The sequence below is a fragment of the Pseudomonas sp. GD03858 genome (assembly GCF_029840925.1).
In the GTDB taxonomy this organism is placed as follows: Bacteria; Pseudomonadota; Gammaproteobacteria; order Pseudomonadales; family Pseudomonadaceae; genus Aquipseudomonas.
Genome location: NZ_JAOCDM010000012.1, coordinates 35,698 through 51,103, shown reverse-complemented (window position 1 = coordinate 51,103; position 15,406 = coordinate 35,698). Strand labels below are relative to the sequence as shown.

Genomic DNA, 15,406 nt, shown 5'->3' with positions numbered 1-15,406 from the left:
GAGTAGCCATCGTGCGTATTTCCACCGCTCAGTTCTATGAGTCGAGCGCCAGCAGCTACACCAAGAACTTCGCCGATCTGATGAAGACCAAGACCCAGATCGACAGCGGCGTGCGCATCCAGACCGCCGCCGACGATCCGGTCGGTGCCGCGCGCCTGCTGCTGCTGCAACAGCAGCAGGGCCTGCTCAAGCAGTACGACAGCAACATGACCACGGTGAACAACTCGCTGCTGCAGGAAGAGAGCGTGCTGTCGACCATCAACGAGGCCATGCAGCGCGCCAGCGAGCTGGCGATTCGCGCCGGCAGCGCCGGTGTCACCGATGCCGACCGCACCTCCATCAGCGCCGAACTCAAGGAGATCGAGGCCAACATCTTCGGCCTGCTCAACTCGCGCGATGCCAATGGCGACTACATGTTCGGCGGCACCAAGACTTCGTCGCCACCCTATGTGCGCAACGCCGACGGCACCTACAGCTATCACGGCGACCAGACCCAGCTGAGCCTGCAGGTGTCCGACACCCTGCACCTGGCGACCAACGACACCGGCTTCAGCATTTTCGATTCGGCCAAGAACAAGAGCCGCACCGAATCCACCCTGGTCGCGCCGCCGGTCGACGATGGTCGCGTCGCGCTGTCGCCGGGCCTGCTGACGTCGAGCAACACCTACAGCAACAGCTTCACGGCCGGCCAGCCGTACAAGATCACCTTCACCAGCGCCACCCAGTTCACCGTGACCGATGCCAGCGGCAACGACATCACCGCCGAAACCGCCACCAACGGCAAGTTCGACAGCAAGACCGAAGGCGGCAACCGTATCGCGCTGCGCGGGGTCGAGTTCGAGGTCAACGTTTCGCTGAAGGAAGGCGATGACCCGGACGCCGCCGTGGCGGGGCATGCATTCACCGTGCAGTCGCGTCCGGACACGCTGACCACCACCCGTGGCGCCGGCAACCCGTCCAGTGCCCAGGTCACCGGCAGCGCCGTGACCAACGAGGCGGCCTACCGCAGCACCTTCCCGAGCAATGGCGCGGTGATCAAGTTCACCGGTGCCAACACCTACGAGTTCTATGCCCAGCCGTTGACCGCCGACAGCAAGCCGGTGGCCAGTGGCACCTTCACCGCGCCGGCCCTGACCGTGGCGGGCGTCACCTACCAGGTATCGGGTGCGCCGCAGGCCGGTGACCAGTTCTCGGTGGCCGCCAACAACCACCAGAACCAGAACGTGCTGGAGACGCTCGGCCAGCTGCGTGCCGCCCTGGATGCGCCGCCCGGCACCGAAGGCAACAACCTGGCGATCAAGAACGCGGTCGCCTCGGCCATCGCCAACCTGAGCAGCGCGCGCGAGCAGGTGGACATCACCCGTGGCTCGATCGGTGCGCGGGGCAATTCGCTCGACATTCAGCGCCAGGAAAATACCAGCCTGACCACGGCCAACAAGATCACCCAGGACGCCATCGGCAACACCGACATGGCCGACGCCTCGATCATGCTGACTCTGCAGCAGGCCATGCTCGAGGCCTCGCAACTGGCGTTCTCGCGCATTTCGCAGCTGAGCCTGTTCAACAAGCTCTGATCCCCTGCGTCTGAAAAGCCCCGGTCAGCACTGCGCTACCGGGGGTTTTTCATGTCCGCTGCGCGTGCCTGCGACGGCTTTCGCGATAAATGAGTGTGACCAATGGGTCAAAACGCGCATCTTCCCTGTATTCTATGCGGCAGCTGTTGCAGCATTTTGTTACCGGTGTGGACGTGACGGGCCTGATGTCGGCCTGTCCAGGGTCGCAGTGGCCTTGACCCGGTAGGTGGCGCCCTCAATTCATCGAGCGGCGGTCTTTGGCTGTTTTCATTGGGAAGCCAGAATGATTGGCATCAAAAGCATCGCGAGTTACGTGCCCACCGCTGGCCTGGACAACTATGTCCAGGGTGCGAAGTTCGGCAAGGACGAAGAGTTCATGTTCGGCAAGATCGGCGCCTCCTTCCTGCCGCGCAAGGCCGAGGAGCAAGAGACTTCCGACCTGTGCGTCGAGGCGGCGCGGGCGTTGTTCGCCAGCAACCCTGGGCTCGATCCGCAATCGATCGACGTGCTGATCGTGGTCACCCAGAACGGTGACGAAGAGGGCCTGCCGCACACCGCGGCCATCGTCCAGAACAAGCTGGGGCTGTCCACGCGCGTGGCGGCCTTCGACGTCTCCCTGGGCTGCTCCGGCTATGTGTATGGCCTGTACGCGATCAAGGGCTTCATGCAGGCGGCGGGGTTGAAGAATGGCCTGCTGATCACCGCCGATCCGTACTCGAAGATCGTCGACCCGGAAGACCGCAACACCACCATGCTGTTCGGCGACGCCGCCACGGCCACCTGGATGGGCGAGGATGCGGTGTGGCAGCTGGGCGAGGCGCGTTTCGGCACCGACGGCTCGGGCGCCGAGCACCTGAAGGTCAGCGATGGCACCTTCTTCATGAACGGTCGCCAGGTGTTCAACTTCGCCCTGGTCAAGGTGCCGGCGCACCTGCACGAGCTGCTCGACGCCAGTGGCCTGCAGTCGTCGGATATCGACGCCTTCTGCATCCACCAGGGCAGTGCGGCCATCGTCGACGCCGTGGCTCGCCGCTTCGAGGAGCAGCACCCGGAGAAGTTCGTCAAGGACATGCTCGAGACCGGCAACACCGTCTCCTCCAGCGTGCCGCTGCTGCTGCAGAAGCACATGTTCGACAGCAGCTGGAAGCGCGTGGCCATCAGCGGCTTCGGCGTGGGACTGTCGTGGGGCTCGGCGATCCTGTATCGCGACTGAGTCCGAGCCTGATCGAAAGAACGCCTGGCGCAGCCCGCCAGGCGTTTTTTTATGCCTGGGATTTGCAGATCGCTCAGCCCTTTGGGCCGCGTTGTCGTGCATGGAGCGGCGTTCGCGGGCAAGTCCGCTCCCACGGGTGCCCTGTCGCATTCAAGATCCGGGAGGAGGGGTGGGCCGCCCTCGCATCGATAACCCCCTGATTTCGTGGGGGTGGCGGGGTGATGGCATTTTTTTTTCGAAAATGCCCTCAAGCAACCCACGCAAACGACGATAACCATTACGAAGGTTCTCTAGGCCATACCCGGCGGATGCCAGGGCCGGAAGCCGCAGCACCCATCCAACGAGGATTTCGTCATGGCTTTAACTGTAAACACCAACATTGCTTCGGTTACTACTCAGGTCAACCTGAACAAGGCCAGCAACGCCCAGGCTACTTCCATGCAGCGCCTGTCCTCCGGCCTGCGCATCAACAGCGCCAAAGACGACGCTGCCGGCCTGCAGATCGCCAACCGTCTGACCAGCCAGATCAACGGCCTGGGCCAGGCTGTCAAGAACGCTAACGACGGTATCTCGATCGCCCAGACCGCCGAAGGCGCGATGCAGGCTTCGACCGACATCCTGCAAAAAATGCGTACCCTGGCCCTGTCCTCGGCTACTGGCTCCCTGAGCCCCGACGACCGTAAGTCGAACAACGACGAATACCAGGCTCTGACCGCCGAACTGAACCGTATCTCCGCTACCACCACCTTCGGTGGCCAGAAGCTGCTGGACGGCTCCTACGGCACCAAGGCCATCCAGGTCGGCGCCAACGCCAACGAAACCATCAACCTGAGCCTGGAAAACGTTGCTGCCAACAACATTGGTTCGCAACAGATCAAAAGCCAAAGCATCACTCCAGGTACCGGTGTTGCTGCTGGCAGCTTCACTGTCACCGGTAACGGCCAAACCGCTACTGTGAACGTGGCTCTGGCTGACTCGGCCAAAACCATCGCCAAGAACATGAACGGCGTCATCGGTGGCCTGACCGCCACTGCCAGCACCGAGGCTGAGTTCAAGGTTCTTGGTGCCGCTGCCGGCGCTCCTGTTGACTTTGACATGACTGTTGGTGGTCAAACTGTCAAGTTTGTTGGCGTTACCGACACTGCTAACCTGGCTGATCAGCTGAAATCCAACGCTGCCAAACTGGGCATCAGCGTCAACTACGACCAGAGCAAAGGCACCTTGTCGGTGAAGTCCGACAGCGGTGAAAACCTCTCGTTCGACAACACCGCCAACGGCGCCGGTGTCACTATTGCGACCAAAAATGGCTCGGGCACCTACGGCACAGCCCAAGCCCTGGCTGACGATCTGATCGCCACTGGCTCTGTTAATCTCGACTCCGCCAAGGGCTACGCGCTGAACGGTGCCGGTATCACCGGTCTGTTCTCCGCTACCGCTGCCGCCACCTCGGCCAAGACCACTATCGCCAACACCGACGTCACCGACGCCACCAAGGCTCAAGACGCCCTGGCCGTTATCGACAAGGCTATCGGTTCCATCGACAGCGTCCGTTCGGGCCTGGGTGCTACCCAGAACCGTCTGACCACCACCGTCGACAACCTGCAGAACATCCAGAAGAACTCCACCGCTGCCCGTTCCACCGTGCAGGACGTGGACTTCGCCTCGGAAACCGCAGAGCTGACCAAGCAGCAGACCCTGCAGCAGGCTTCGACCGCGATCCTGTCGCAGGCCAACCAGCTGCCATCCTCGGTCCTGAAGCTGCTCCAGTAATTCAGGCGCCTGAGTGAAAGGTGGAAGGGCGCGTTTACGTGCCCTTTCACCTTTTTGACATGAGGAGTTCCAAGCATGGACATGAGTGTCAAGCTGAACCAGGTATACCCCTCGATGGCGCCGCAGGCGGTATCGGTCGCCAAGGATCCGGTCGTGCCTGCCAAGGTGCAGGAAGCCGCGGCCCCTGACGATCAGGCGCACACGCGCGAGGACCTGGAGAAGGCGGTTGGCGAGATCCGCGATTTCGTCCAGTCGAGCCAGCGCAAGCTGGATTTCTCCATCGATGATTCCACCGGCCAGGTCGTGGTCAAGGTGATCGCCACCGAGTCCGGTGACGTGATCCGCCAGATCCCGTCGGAAACCGCGTTGAAGCTTGCGCAAAGCCTCAGCGAAGCCGGCAGTCTGCTGTTCGACGGCAAGGCCTAGGCTGGCATGATTTTTGTTGCTGTCGGGCATTTGATGACCGTATTCGTCAAGGACCCGGCGGCTACTGAACAAGGAGAGCAATGATGGCAGGTACAACAGTCAGCGGTATCGGATCGGGCATCGATACCCAGGCGATTGTGAAGTCCCTGGTGGACGCGCAGAAGGCGCCGAAGCAGGCACAGATCAATACCCAGACACTGAAGGCAACCACCACGTTGTCCTCTATCGGCAAGATCCAGGCGGCGCTGGATGCCTTCCGTGGCGCCTTGACCAGCATGACCAACGACAACAGCTTCGGCGGTCTGGCCCTGAAATCCTCGGACGAGAAGGTTGCGACCATCACCGCCGGGGCCGGGGCAGCCAATGGTTCGTTCGCCCTGCAGGTGGAGCAGCTGGCGTCGGCGTCCAAGGTCTCCACCAAGGTATACGCCGGTGGGGCGAATAGCGTGGTCAATGCCGGTACTTCCGCGACCAAGCTGACCATCACCCAGAATGGCAAGGCCCATGACGTGAGCATTCCCCCGGGGGCCACGTTGCAGCAGGTGCGTGAGGCCATCAACAGCCAGTTCGGGACCGCGGGGCTGAGCGCCAACGTTCTGACCGACGCCTCGGGTTCGCGTCTGGTGATCACATCCAACAAGATGGGCGTGGGGTCCGATATCACCTTGTCGGGTAACTCCGGCATTGATACTGGCTACACCGTCGTGGAGAAGCCTCAGAATGCCAAGTACACGCTCGATGGCATCTCCATGGAGTCCAAGAGCAACGACATCAGTGATGCGGTCAGTGGCTTGAACATCAAGCTGGTCGGGGTTTCCGCCAAGGAAAAGGACAGCAACGACCTCGTCAAGACCACGCTGTCGCTGACCACCAGCACCACCGCGCTGAAGTCGGGCCTGAAGGGGTTCATCGATACCTACAACGCGCTGATGAAGGTCGTCAACGCCGAAACCCGAGTGACCAAGAACGCCGATGGCTCCATGACGCCGGCGGCGCTCACCGGTGATGCCTCGATGCGTGCCTTGATGTCCTCGATCCGCGAAGAGATGAACGCGCTGTCCGGCAATGGCACGTTGAAGTCGCTCGCCGCATTCGGCGTCAGCACTTCCCAGGACGGTGGCCTGTTGACCCTGGACGACAAGAAGTGGGACAAGGCAGCCGCTACCAACGCAGCTGACCTGACCAGTATCTTCAACGGCAAGGATGGCCTGCTGGCGCGTCTGCAGACTGCGACCGAGCCGTATGCCAAGGCTTCCACCGGCACCCTCGCCGAACGCTCCAAGGCCCTCTCCGAGAGCCTGACCAAGCTCAAGACCGAGCAGGACACCCTGGATACCCGCATGGAAGCCCTGCGCATCAGCCTGCAGGACAAGTACAACAGCATGGACACCCTGGTCACCCAGCTGCGCCAGCAGCAGAACAACGTGCTGGGCACGCTCAACGCGCTGAACAACGCCAAGAGCGACAAATAATCCGTGAACGCCGCGTGAAGTCCGGGCATCATGCCCGGCTTCATGTCATCGACCGGTAAAGTTTTTCGCCTCCGGCCCGATACAGGGACTATCGAACCTTCCGTTTTTGCCCGTCACGAGGTCGCAAGATGAATCCCATGAGAGCCCTTCGTCAGTACCAGAAGGTCAATTCCCATGCCCAGATTTCCGAAGCAACGCCCCATCGTCTGGTGCAGATGCTGATGGAGGGTGGGCTCGATCGCATGGCCCAGGCCAAAGGTGCGCTGGCCCGTGGCGACATCGCCGAGAAAGGCCTGATGCTGGGCAAGGCCATCGATATCATCATCGGCCTGAACGACGGTCTCGATGCGCAGAAGAGCGCAGACCCGGCCTACATCGAGCAGCTGTCGAGTCTCTACGCCTACATGACCAACCGTCTGATGCAGGCCAACATCGACAACGACCCGGCGATCATCGACGAGGTCGCCCAGTTGCTGATCACCGTCAAGAGCGGCTGGGACGCGATCGCCGAAGCGCAGCAGCCCGGCTGAGCCGGCAAGGAGAGCAAGGTGAACAGCGAGCTGCAACGATTCGACGAAACCCGCGACGCGCTGCTCGAGGCGCTGGGCGCGCGCGACTGGGAAGCCATCGGCCGGCTCGACGAAACCTGCCGTGGCTGCATCGATGCCATGGTCAATGCCCCAACGCTGGACGAAGCGCTGGTTCGCGAGCGTCTGGAAGGCTTGCTGGCGCTGTACGGCGAACTGGTCAGCGTGACCACCGGCGAGCGCCAGGCAATTGCCGATGAGATGACCCAGATCAATCAAGCAAAGAATGCTTCGAAGGTTTACCATTTGTTCAGTTAAGATGCACCGCACTGAGCAAAAGGCGCCATAAATTTGACTGTGCAGGCCTTTTTGACTTAACTAGTGGCTGTTTTCGAAATTCAGACGTCCGAACACTGACCATTCAGTCGGAATGATGTCGTGCACGCCCTCCGGGCGCCGATATGACTAGGGAAGTTGCTATTGCATGTGGCGTGAAACCAAGATTCTCCTGATCGATGACGACAGCGAACGCCGCCGCGATCTGGCGGTGGTCCTGAATTTTCTCGGCGAAGAAAACCTTTCTTGCTCCAGCCAGGACTGGCAGCAGGTGGTCGAAGGTTTGCCTTCCAGCCGTGAAGTGCTGTGCGTCCTGATCGGGGCTGTGAATGCTCCGGCCAGCGTGCTGGGGCTGCTTAAGACAGTGGCTGGGTGGGACGAGTTCCTTCCGGTGCTGCTTCTGGGTGAAATTTCTTCCGCGGAGTTCCCCGAGGACCTGCGTCGCCGTGTGCTCTCCAACCTCGAGATGCCACCGAGCTACAGCCAGCTGCTCGATTCGCTGCACCGTGCCCAGGTCTACCGCGAGATGTATGACCAGGCCCGCGAGCGCGGTCGCCAGCGCGAGCCCAACCTGTTCCGCAGCCTGGTGGGCACCAGCCGTGCCATCCAGCATGTGCGGCAGATGATGCAGCAGGTGGCCGATACCGACGCCAGCGTGCTGATCCTGGGTGAGTCGGGCACCGGCAAGGAAGTGGTGGCGCGCAACCTGCACTACCACTCCAAGCGTCGCGAGGCGCCGTTCGTGCCGGTCAACTGTGGCGCCATCCCGGCGGAGCTGCTCGAGAGCGAGCTGTTCGGTCACGAGAAGGGCGCGTTCACCGGCGCGATCACCAGCCGTGCCGGGCGTTTCGAACTGGCCAACGGCGGCACCCTGTTCCTCGACGAGATCGGCGACATGCCGTTGCCGATGCAGGTCAAGCTGCTGCGCGTGCTGCAGGAGCGCACCTTCGAGCGGGTCGGCAGCAACAAGACCCAGAGCATCGATGTGCGCATCATCGCCGCGACGCACAAGAACCTGGAGAGCATGATCGAGGAAGGCACCTTCCGCGAAGATCTCTACTATCGGCTCAATGTCTTCCCCATCGAGATGGCCCCGCTGCGCGAGCGCGTCGAGGACATCCCGCTGCTGATGAACGAGCTGATCTCGCGCATGGAGCACGAGAAGCGCGGTTCGATCCGCTTCAATTCGGCGTCGATCATGTCGCTGTGCCGGCATGGCTGGCCGGGCAACGTCCGTGAGCTGGCCAACCTGGTGGAGCGCATGGCGATCATGCATCCGTACGGGGTGATCGGCGTGGCGGAGCTGCCGAAGAAGTTCCGCTACGTGGACGATGAGGACGAGCAGCTGGTCGACAGCCTGCGCTCCGATCTCGAGGAGCGCGTGGCGATCAACGGGCATGCGCCGAACTTCGCCAGCCACGCCATGCTGCCGCCGGAAGGCCTGGACCTGAAGGACTACCTCGGTAGCCTGGAGCAGGGCTTGATCCAGCAGGCGCTGGACGATGCCAATGGCATCGTCGCCCGTGCCGCCGAGCGCCTGCGCATCCGCCGCACCACCTTGGTGGAGAAGATGCGCAAGTACGGCATGAGTCGCCAGGGCGGCGACGAGCAGGCTGACGACTGACTGCCTGGGCAACTTCACAGCGCCGGCAGGTCCGTACCGCAGATACATGCTGTGGTCGGGCCTGCCGGCGATGACGTTGTAAGGCCCGTTCCTTTCAAGGTGTTCGCCGTTAGAGTTGCAGCGCCTATGAGATCGAGCGCCGCCCGCGCGGCGCATCGCGACGCAAGGCCGCTCCTACATTTGTTTCGAGCCAGTCTCTCCTGTGCCATTACCTGGTCCGCCTTGTTGGCTCGACACAATTCCAGCGTGGGCGTTGCTGCCGCCCCACATGACTCAAGGCGTGCGCCAAGGCGGGCAGCGGTACTTTCACAGGACTCATTGGCCCGAAACAAATGTAGGAGCGGCCTTGCGTCGCGATGCGCCGCGCGGGCGGCGCTCGATCTGATAGGCGCAAAAATACTGTCGGCGGACACCTCGAGGCCCTGCCCGATCAAGAGCCCTTGCCCCAAGGTCCTTGAGAAGGGCATGGCTTTAAACCCCCATCTCCGGCACGGCTATTGCTACACCGCTGGCAACATACCGTTTTTATGACGGTCAGCCATGCGAGAGAGCACGATGCCCCAGGCCGCCCACAGTTCCCATGCCCCCGATCCGCGCGCGCACGTCCCGCTCGAGCAGGAAAGCCGGCAGGGTCTTGAGCAGGCGTTCGCCCTGTTCGATCAGGTTTCCTCCCAGCTCAGCCAGTCCTACAACATGCTCGAGGCCCGCGTCAGCGAGCTCAAGGGCGAGCTGGCGGTGGTCAGTGCCCAGCGCATGGCCGAACTGGACGAGAAGGAGCGCCTGGCCAACCGCCTGCAGAACCTGCTGGACTTGCTGCCAGGCGGGGTGATCGTGATCGATGTCGAGGGCTATGTGCGCGAGGCCAACCCGGCGGCCTGCCAGCTGCTCGGCGAGCCGCTGGTCGGGCTGCTCTGGCGTCAGGTGATCGCCCGCAGCTTCGCGCCACGCGAGGACGACGGCCATGAGGTCTCCCTGCGCGACGGGCGGCGCCTGTCGATCGCCACCTGCTCTCTGGACGCGGAACCTGGCCAGTTGGTGCTGCTCAACGACCTGACCGAAACCCGGCGCCTGCAGGACCAGTTGGCGCGGCACGAGCGGCTGTCTTCGCTGGGGCGCATGGTCGCCTCGCTGGCCCACCAGATCCGTACACCGCTGTCGGCCGCCATGCTCTATGCCAGCCACCTGGCCGATTCCACGCAGGCATTGCCCGAGCAAACCCGGCAGCGCTTCGCTGGCAACCTCAAGGAGCGACTGCACGAGCTGGAGCACCAGGTTCGCGACATGCTGGTGTTCGCCCGTGGCGAGTTGCCGCTCAATGACCGGATCACCCCCAAGGCGTTGTTCCAGGCGTTGCAGCAGGCGGCCCAGGCGCACGTCCAGGGGCACGCGGTGCGCTGGCAGTGCGACACGCACCTGGGTGAGCTGCTGTGCAACCGCGACACCCTGGTGGGGGCATTGCTCAACCTTGTCGAGAACGCCTTGCAGGCCAGTGGCGAGTCGGCGCGTCTGAAAGTTCACCTGCTGCGCCGTGGGGATGCCTTGCATCTGTGTGTCAGCGACGCTGGCAGCGGCATCGACGCGCAGTTGCTGGCGCGCCTGGGTGAACCTTTCCTCACCACCAAGGCCACGGGCACGGGCCTGGGACTGGCCGTGGTGCAGGCGGTGGTGCGCGCGCACCGGGGCACGTTGCGCGTGCGTTCGAAGGTCGGGCGTGGTACCTGCGTGACGGTGGTGCTGCCGCTGATCGGCGGTGCGGGGGAGGGCGAGCGATGAGCGTCAAGGTGCTGTTGGTCGAGGATGACCGCGTGCTGCGCCAGGCGCTGGCCGATACCCTGGAGATCGGCGGCTTCGCCCACCGTGCCGTCGCCAGCGCCGAGGAGGCGCTGCACGCGGTGACCGAGGAGGCATTCGGCCTGGTGGTCAGTGACGTGAACATGCCGGGCATGGATGGTCATCAACTGCTTGGTCAGTTGCGTCGCCAGCATCCCCAGTTGCCTGTGCTGCTGATGACCGCGCACGCGGCGGTCGAGCGGGCGGTGGACGCCATGCGCCAGGGAGCCGTCGATTACCTGGTCAAGCCGTTCGAGCCCAAGGCCCTGCTCAGCCTGGTGGCGCGTCATGGCGCCGGCAGCGGCGCGCTGGCCGAGGATGAGGGGCCGGTGGCCTGCGAGCCGGCCAGCCGGCAGCTGCTCGAGCTGGCGGCACGGGTCGCGCGCAGCGACTCCACCGTGCTCATCTCCGGAGAGTCGGGAACTGGCAAGGAAGTGCTGGCGCGCTATATCCACCAACAATCGCCGCGGGCCGAGCAGGCGTTCGTCGCGATCAACTGCGCGGCGATCCCCGACAACATGCTCGAGGCAACGCTGTTCGGCCACGAAAAGGGCGCCTTCACCGGCGCCATCGCCGCCCAGGCGGGCAAGTTCGAGCAGGCGGACGGCGGTACCTTGCTGCTGGATGAGATTTCCGAAATGCCGCTGGGTCTTCAGGCCAAGCTGCTGCGTGTGTTGCAGGAGCGCGAAGTGGAGCGTGTCGGTGGGCGCAAGCCGGTCGCCCTGGATATCCGCGTGCTCGCCACCACCAACCGCGACCTCGCGGCCGAGGTGGCCGCGGGGCGTTTCCGCGAAGACCTGTACTACCGTCTTTCGGTGTTCCCCATGGCGTGGCGTGCCTTGCGCGAGCGTCCCGCCGATATCCTGCCGCTTGCCGAGCGCCTGCTGGCGCGCCATGTGGCGAAGATGCGCCATGCGCAGGTCCGGCTGTCCGCCGATGCGCGCGCCTGCCTGCTGGCCCATGCCTGGCCCGGCAACGTGCGCGAGCTGGACAATGCCCTGCAGCGGGCGCTGATCCTGCAGCAGGGCGGCGTGATCGAAGCGGCGGATTTCTGTCTGGCGGGCGCCATTCCCTTGTCGGCGCCGAGCGTGGCCATCACCGAGCCATCAGTGTTGAGCGCGGTCGCTGAAGCCGGAGGCCTGGGCGATGACATGCGTCGCCACGAGTTCCAGATGATCATCGACACCCTGCGCGCCGAGCGTGGGCGGCGCAAGGAAGCCGCCGAACGCCTTGGCATCAGCCCGCGTACCCTGCGCTACAAGCTTGCGCAGATGCGCGACGCCGGGCTCGATGTCGAGGCCAGCCTGTTTGGCTGACACATCCTTGTGAATGTTTGTCGGGCTGGCTGGCACTTCTCTTGCTAGCTCCAGCCTATCCGCCGCATGAGTGTCAAAAAAATGCGGCCGCCGGAGAGAGAAGTCCATGACCCAAGGTGTTGAATTCAATCGTCTGATGCTGGACATGCGGGCCATGCAGGCCGAGGCCATGTCCCAGCCCAAGCTGGCTGCCGCGCCCGAGCTGGCGCCAGGGCAGAGCAGCTTCGCCGACATGCTCGGCCAGGCCATCGGCAAGGTGCACGAGACGCAGCAGGCGTCCAGTCAGCTGGCCAACGCCTTCGAGATCGGCAAGAGCGGCGTCGACCTGACCGATGTGATGATCGCCTCGCAGAAAGCCTCGGTGTCGTTCCAGGCCCTGACCCAGGTGCGCAACAAGCTGGTACAGGCGTACCAGGACATCATGCAGATGCCGGTTTAAGGGCGAGAGTTGAGTCATGGCCGAAGCAGTCGTCGATAACGCCCCCGCCAAGAGTGGCCCGCCAGCCGCCAAGCCGCCGCTGTTCGGCATGGCGTTCCTGGAAAACATTTCGCAGATGCCCATGCTGCGTCAGGTCGGCCTGCTGGTCGGTCTGGCCGCCAGCGTGGCCATCGGCTTCGCCGTGGTGCTCTGGTCGCAGCAACCCGACTACCGGCCGTTGTACGGCAGCCTGGCAGGCATGGACACCAAGCAAGTGGTGGACGCGCTGACCGCGGCCGATATTCCCTATCGCGTGGAGCCGAACTCCGGCGCCCTGCTGGTCAAGGCCGACGACCTCTCCCGCGCGCGCCTGAAGCTGGCGGCCGCCGGCGTGGCGCCGAGCGATGGCAACGTCGGTTTCGAACTGCTGGACAAGGACCAGGGCCTGGGCACCAGCCAGTTCATGGAAGCCACCCGCTACCGCCGCGGCCTGGAAGGCGAACTGGCGCGCACCGTGTCGAGCCTGAACAACGTCAAGGCCGCCCGCGTGCACCTGGCGATCCCGAAAAGCTCGGTGTTCGTGCGCGACGAGCGCAAGCCCAGCGCCTCGGTGCTGGTCGAACTGTACCCGGGCCGCAGCCTGGAAGCCGGCCAGGTCATGGCCATCGTCAACCTGGTGGCCACCAGCGTCCCGGAGCTGGACAAGTCCCAGGTGACCGTGGTCGACCAGAAGGGCAACCTGCTGTCCGATCAACTGCAGGACACCGCCCTGACCATGGCGGGCAAGCAGTTCGACTACAGCCGTCGCATGGAAGGCATGCTCACCCAGCGCGTGCACAATATCCTGCAGCCGGTGCTGGGCAACGACCGCTACAAAGCCGAGGTGTCGGCCGACGTCGACTTCAGCGCCGTGGAGTCCACCTCCGAGCAGTTCAACCCCGACCAGCCGGCGCTGCGCAGCGAGCAGTCGGTCAATGAACAGCGTGCCAGCAGCAGCGGCCCGCAGGGTGTTCCCGGCGCGCTGAGCAACCAGCCGCCGGCCGGTGCCGCCGCGCCTGAAAACGCCCGTGCCGCCGCCACGCCGGCTGGCGCCATCCAGCCAGGCCAGCCGCTGCTCGATGCCAACGGCCAGCAGATCATGGACCCGGCCACAGGCCAGCCGATGCTGGCGCCGTATCCGAGCGACAAGCGTCAGCAGAGCACCAAGAACTTCGAGCTGGACCGCTCCATCAGTCATACCCGCCAACAGCAGGGGCGCCTGACTCGCCTGTCGGTCGCCGTGGTGGTGGATGACCAGGTCAAGCTCGACGCCGCCACCGGCGAGGCGACCCGTGCCCCCTGGGGCGCCGAGGATCTGGCGCGCTTTACCCGTCTGGTCCAGGACGCGGTGGGCTTCGATGCCAGCCGTGGCGACAGTGTCACCGTGATCAACGTGCCGTTCGCCGCCGACCGGGGCGACGAGCTGGCCGACATTCCGTTCTACTCGCAGCCGTGGTTCTGGGACATCGTCAAGCAAGTGCTGGGCGTACTGTTCATCCTGGTGCTGGTGTTCGGTGTGCTGCGTCCGGTGCTCAACAACATCACCGGTGGCGGCAAGCAGGCTGCCACGGACAGCGACATGGAGCTGGGCGGCATGATCGGTCTGGATGGCGAACTGGCCAACGACCGCGTCAGCCTGGGTGGCCCGACAAGCATTCTGCTGCCAAGCCCCAGCGAGGGTTACGAGGCGCAGCTCAACGCAATCAAGGGCCTGGTGGCCGAAGACCCGGGCCGCGTGGCCCAGGTCGTGAAAGAGTGGATCAACGCCGATGAGTGACAATCGAGCCCTTACCGCCAAGCTGAGCCGCGTCGACAAGGCGGCGATCCTCCTGCTCTCGCTCGGCGAGACCGATGCCGCGCAGGTCCTGCGTCACATGGGGCCCAAGGAAGTGCAGCGGGTCGGCGTGGCCATGGCGCAGATGGGCAACGTGCATCGCGAGCAGGTCGAGCAGGTGATGAGCGAGTTCGTCGAGATCGTCGGCGACCAGACCAGCCTGGGCGTCGGCTCCGACGGCTACATTCGCAAGATGCTCAACCAGGCCCTCGGCGAGGACAAGGCCAACGGCCTGATCGACCGCATCCTGCTCGGTGGCAACACCAGCGGCCTGGACAGCCTCAAGTGGATGGAGCCGCGCGCCGTGGCCGATGTCATCCGCTACGAGCACCCACAGATCCAGGCCATCGTGGTCGCCTACCTCGACCCCGACCAGGCCGGCGAGGTGCTGAGCAACTTCGACCACAAGGTGCGCCTGGACATCGTCCTGCGCGTCTCGTCGCTCAATACCGTGCAGCCCGCGGCGCTCAAGGAGCTCAACCAGATCCTCGAGAAGCAGTTCTCGGGCAACTCCAACGCCGCGCGCACCACGCTGGGCGGCATCAAGCGTGCCGCCGACATCATGAACTTCCTCGACAGCTCGGTGGAAGGCGCGCTGATGGATGCGATCCGCGAGATCGACAGCGACCTGTCCGAGCAGATCGAAGACTTGATGTTCGTCTTCAACAACCTGGCCGACGTCGACGACCGTGGCATCCAGGCGCTGCTGCGCGAGGTGTCCTCCGACGTGCTGGTGGTGTCGCTCAAGGGCGCCGACGAGAAGGTCAAGGACAAGATCTTCAAGAACATGTCCAAGCGTGCCTCCGAACTGCTGCGCGACGACCTGGAGGCCAAGGGGCCGGTACGGGTCAGCGACGTGGAGACGGCGCAGAAGGAAATCCTCACCATTGCCCGACGCATGGCCGAGGCCGGCGAGATCGTGCTCGGTGGCAAGGGTGCCGAGGAAATGATTTAAGCGGCAAGCGGCAAGCGGCAAGCGACAAGAAACAGCGGACCGAGCGAGGACCGCCTTTTCTTGCGGCTTGAA

At 63.9% G+C, this 15,406-nt stretch carries 13 protein-coding genes; all 13 read left to right on the top strand.

The genetic code is table 11. The features are described 5' to 3' along the window. The first annotated feature begins 11 nt into the window (after positions 1 to 11). The 13 genes from N5D48_RS05725 (at position 12) to fliG (ending at position 15,334) form a co-directional block, all read left to right on the top strand. Positions 12 to 1,574 carry a flagellar hook-associated protein 3 gene (locus tag N5D48_RS05725; protein ID WP_279882089.1) on the top strand — a complete coding sequence of 521 codons (1,563 nt, stop codon included), beginning with the start codon at positions 12 to 14 and terminating at the stop codon, positions 1,572 to 1,574. Between the two features lie 283 nt (positions 1,575 to 1,857). Continuing rightward, entirely contained in the window at positions 1,858 to 2,787 is a 930-nt protein-coding gene (locus N5D48_RS05720; protein ID WP_279882086.1) for a ketoacyl-ACP synthase III, read from the top strand. A 354-nt stretch (positions 2,788 to 3,141) separates the two neighbouring features. Continuing rightward, positions 3,142 to 4,557 carry a flagellin gene (locus N5D48_RS05715; protein ID WP_279882083.1) on the top strand — a complete coding sequence of 472 codons (1,416 nt, stop codon included), beginning with the start codon at positions 3,142 to 3,144 and terminating at the stop codon, positions 4,555 to 4,557. 75 nt (positions 4,558 to 4,632) lie between these two features. Further along, positions 4,633 to 4,983 carry a flagellar protein FlaG gene (locus N5D48_RS05710; RefSeq protein WP_279882080.1) on the top strand — a complete coding sequence of 117 codons (351 nt, stop codon included), beginning with the start codon at positions 4,633 to 4,635 and terminating at the stop codon, positions 4,981 to 4,983. Positions 4,984 to 5,066: 83 nt separating this feature from the next. Beyond that, positions 5,067 to 6,455, top strand: a complete 1,389-nt coding sequence (fliD, locus tag N5D48_RS05705) for a flagellar filament capping protein FliD (protein ID WP_279882078.1) — start codon at positions 5,067 to 5,069, stop codon at positions 6,453 to 6,455. A 128-nt stretch (positions 6,456 to 6,583) separates the two neighbouring features. Next, positions 6,584 to 6,985, top strand: coding sequence for a flagellar export chaperone FliS (gene fliS / locus N5D48_RS05700; RefSeq protein WP_279882075.1), 402 nt, complete (start codon positions 6,584 to 6,586; stop codon positions 6,983 to 6,985). 18 nt (positions 6,986 to 7,003) lie between these two features. Next, positions 7,004 to 7,300, top strand: a complete 297-nt coding sequence (locus N5D48_RS05695; protein WP_279882072.1) for a flagellar protein FliT — start codon at positions 7,004 to 7,006, stop codon at positions 7,298 to 7,300. Between the two features lie 166 nt (positions 7,301 to 7,466). After that, a complete protein-coding gene (gene fleQ, locus N5D48_RS05690; protein ID WP_279882070.1) occupies positions 7,467 to 8,942 on the top strand; it encodes a transcriptional regulator FleQ in 1,476 nt (491 codons plus the stop codon). A gap of 555 nt (positions 8,943 to 9,497) precedes the next feature. Next, positions 9,498 to 10,715, top strand: coding sequence for an ATP-binding protein (locus N5D48_RS05685; RefSeq protein WP_279882067.1), 1,218 nt, complete (start codon positions 9,498 to 9,500; stop codon positions 10,713 to 10,715). Further along, complete coding sequence (locus tag N5D48_RS05680; protein WP_279882065.1) at positions 10,712 to 12,088, top strand: sigma-54 dependent transcriptional regulator; 1,377 nt, start codon at positions 10,712 to 10,714, stop codon at positions 12,086 to 12,088. Before N5D48_RS05685 ends, N5D48_RS05680 begins: the two co-directional genes overlap by 4 nt. Before the next feature lie 106 nt (positions 12,089 to 12,194). Beyond that, entirely contained in the window at positions 12,195 to 12,527 is a 333-nt protein-coding gene (gene fliE, locus N5D48_RS05675; protein WP_279882063.1) for a flagellar hook-basal body complex protein FliE, read from the top strand. Between the two features lie 16 nt (positions 12,528 to 12,543). Beyond that, positions 12,544 to 14,322: a flagellar basal-body MS-ring/collar protein FliF gene (fliF, locus tag N5D48_RS05670; protein WP_279882061.1), complete on the top strand. Its 1,779-nt coding sequence runs from the start codon at positions 12,544 to 12,546 to the stop codon at positions 14,320 to 14,322. Continuing rightward, the gene (fliG, locus tag N5D48_RS05665; RefSeq protein ID WP_279882059.1) at positions 14,315 to 15,334 is read left to right on the top strand and encodes a flagellar motor switch protein FliG; all 1,020 of its coding nucleotides are present in this window, start codon (positions 14,315 to 14,317) and stop codon (positions 15,332 to 15,334) included. The genes fliF and fliG overlap by 8 nt, the downstream gene beginning before the upstream one ends. Positions 15,335 to 15,406: the final 72 nt, after the last annotated feature.

What these genes read in the sequence shown, in the direction of transcription:
- N5D48_RS05720 (WP_279882086.1), top strand. Translation starts at nt 1,858, where the DNA reads ATGATTGGCATCAAAAGCATCGCGAGTTACGTGCCCACCGCTGGCCTG.
- N5D48_RS05715 (WP_279882083.1), top strand. Translation starts at nt 3,142, where the DNA reads ATGGCTTTAACTGTAAACACCAACATTGCTTCGGTTACTACTCAGGTC.
- N5D48_RS05680 (WP_279882065.1), top strand. Translation starts at nt 10,712, where the DNA reads ATGAGCGTCAAGGTGCTGTTGGTCGAGGATGACCGCGTGCTGCGCCAG.
- fliF (WP_279882061.1), top strand. Translation starts at nt 12,544, where the DNA reads ATGGCCGAAGCAGTCGTCGATAACGCCCCCGCCAAGAGTGGCCCGCCA.
- N5D48_RS05685 (WP_279882067.1), top strand. Translation starts at nt 9,498, where the DNA reads ATGCCCCAGGCCGCCCACAGTTCCCATGCCCCCGATCCGCGCGCGCAC.
- fleQ (WP_279882070.1), top strand. Translation starts at nt 7,467, where the DNA reads ATGTGGCGTGAAACCAAGATTCTCCTGATCGATGACGACAGCGAACGC.
- N5D48_RS05710 (WP_279882080.1), top strand. Translation starts at nt 4,633, where the DNA reads ATGGACATGAGTGTCAAGCTGAACCAGGTATACCCCTCGATGGCGCCG.
- fliG (WP_279882059.1), top strand. Translation starts at nt 14,315, where the DNA reads ATGAGTGACAATCGAGCCCTTACCGCCAAGCTGAGCCGCGTCGACAAG.
- fliE (WP_279882063.1), top strand. Translation starts at nt 12,195, where the DNA reads ATGACCCAAGGTGTTGAATTCAATCGTCTGATGCTGGACATGCGGGCC.
- fliD (WP_279882078.1), top strand. Translation starts at nt 5,067, where the DNA reads ATGGCAGGTACAACAGTCAGCGGTATCGGATCGGGCATCGATACCCAG.
- fliS (WP_279882075.1), top strand. Translation starts at nt 6,584, where the DNA reads ATGAATCCCATGAGAGCCCTTCGTCAGTACCAGAAGGTCAATTCCCAT.